Source organism: Vibrio sp. Vb1554, assembly GCF_033344235.1.
In genome coordinates this window covers 1-1941 of sequence record NZ_JAWPOJ010000095.1, presented here as the reverse complement: position 1 = coordinate 1941, position 1941 = coordinate 1, and the positions used below count along the sequence as shown (strand labels likewise).

Sequence of the window (1941 nt, the reverse complement as noted above, 5' to 3'; positions counted from 1 at the left end):
CTCTAGAGGCTGCACTAGCGAAAAAGCCAAAGCTTATTTTGTTAGAAACTCCATCGAACCCTTTGGTTCGTGTGGTTGATATTGCTGCGGTATGCGAAAAAGCCAAACAAGTGGGCGCTTTGGTTGCGGTAGACAATACCTTTTTGACACCGGTGTACCAAAAGCCTTTGGATCTCGGTGCTGATTTTGTTATCCACTCAACCACAAAATACATTAATGGTCACTCGGACGTGATTGGTGGTGTGGTGATCACCAAAACAGAAGCGCACGCAGAAGAACTTGCATGGTGGGGAAACTGTATTGGCGCCACGGGTACGCCTTTCGATAGTTACATGACGTTGCGTGGGATCCGCACTTTAGGCGCCCGTATGCGAGTGCACGAAGAAAGCTCTCAACACGTACTCAACTACCTACAACAGCAGGCTTTGGTCGCGAAGATTTACCATCCGAGCTTGCCAGATCATCCTGGTCACGAAATCGCGAAAAAGCAGCAGTCGGGTTTTGGGTCTATGTTGAGCTTTGAATTTGCAGGCTCATTTGAGCAACTTAAAGTGTTTGTTAAAGAGCTCGAACTGTTTTCTCTTGCAGAGTCGCTTGGTGGCGTGGAGAGTTTGATTTGTCACCCCGCATCTATGACGCATCGAGCCATGGGGGAAGAGGCGTTAGCGGAAGCGGGCGTGTCGCATCAGCTGCTTCGTCTGTCTGTGGGTTTAGAAGATGCACAAGACCTGATTGCCGATCTCGCTCAAGCCTTTGTAAAAGCTGCTCAGTAATAGGAGAACTAAAAAATGAGTGTACAACGTCAGTTACATAAATTTGGTGGCAGCAGCTTAGCAAACCCTGAATGTTACTTACGTGTGGCCGATATTCTCAAAGAATACTCTGTCGAGAATGATCTGGTGGTGGTATCCGCCGCGGGGAAGACCACTAATCGCTTGATCGAGTTTCTGGAAGGTTTAGACAAAGATGGCCGTATTGCGCATGAAGCACTGCAAGGCTTAAGACAATTCCAGTCGGAGCTAATTGAATCTTTATTAGAAGGCGAGGTGCAGACGCAATTGCTCGCTTCTTTGCACGATGAGTTCAGTACCTTAGCCGAGCTGACTGCGCCACTGACGGATGCGCAAAAAGCGGCAGTGTTGGGTCACGGTGAAGTGTGGTCTTCACGTTTATTGGCTGCCTTGCTTTCACAACAAAATGTTCCTGCGGTCGCACAAGATGCACGTGCATTTTTACGTGCAGAAGCAGGTACTCAACCGGAAGTTGACCGTGCGCGTTCTTATCCCCTGATTAAGGAGGCGTTGGCGCAACACAGCCACAAACGCGTCATCATCACCGGATTTATGGCGCAAAATGAGGCAGGAGAAACCGTGCTGTTGGGGCGGAATGGCTCGGATTATTCCGCAACCGTAATCGGTGCTTTGGCGGAAGTGACAACCGTAACCATTTGGAGTGATGTTGCTGGTGTTTACAGTGCGGATCCTCGTTTGGTGTCGGACGCATGTCTGTTGCCTTTACTGCGCTTAGACGAAGCGAGTGAACTGGCCCGCCTTGCAGCTCCGGTCTTGCATAGCCGTACGTTACAACCTGTCGCGCAAAGCACGATGGACTTAAGCCTCAAGTGCAGTTATCAACCTGAATCGGGTTCAACGCGTATTGAGCGTGTACTTGCTTCTGGGCGTGGAGCGAAAATCATCACTTCTTTGGATGAGGTATTGTTGATTCAATTGTCCTTTAGACATGGTCATGACTTCAACAAAACCCAAAGTGATGTTTTAAAGTCTCTTCAACGTGCGCAACTCGAGCCACTCTCTTACGAAGCCCAAGCCGATCAGCAAAAATTACGCTTAGCGTACACCGCAGAGATTGCGACAGGTGCGCTGAAGTACCTACAAGATCTTGCGGTTGAAGCTGAAATCAAACTCAAAGAAGGCTATTCAC

At 49.0% G+C, this 1941-nt stretch carries 1 protein-coding gene and 1 pseudogene; both read left to right on the top strand.

All coding sequences use genetic code 11. The features are described from left to right. The coding region (locus R8N28_RS23890; protein WP_318183506.1) for a PLP-dependent transferase at positions 1–773 on the top strand (773 nt) is incomplete at its 5' end. A 15-nt stretch (positions 774–788) separates the two neighbouring features. Beyond that, a pseudogene (metL, locus tag R8N28_RS23885) lies at positions 789–1941 on the top strand (bifunctional aspartate kinase/homoserine dehydrogenase II); the annotation flags it as partial.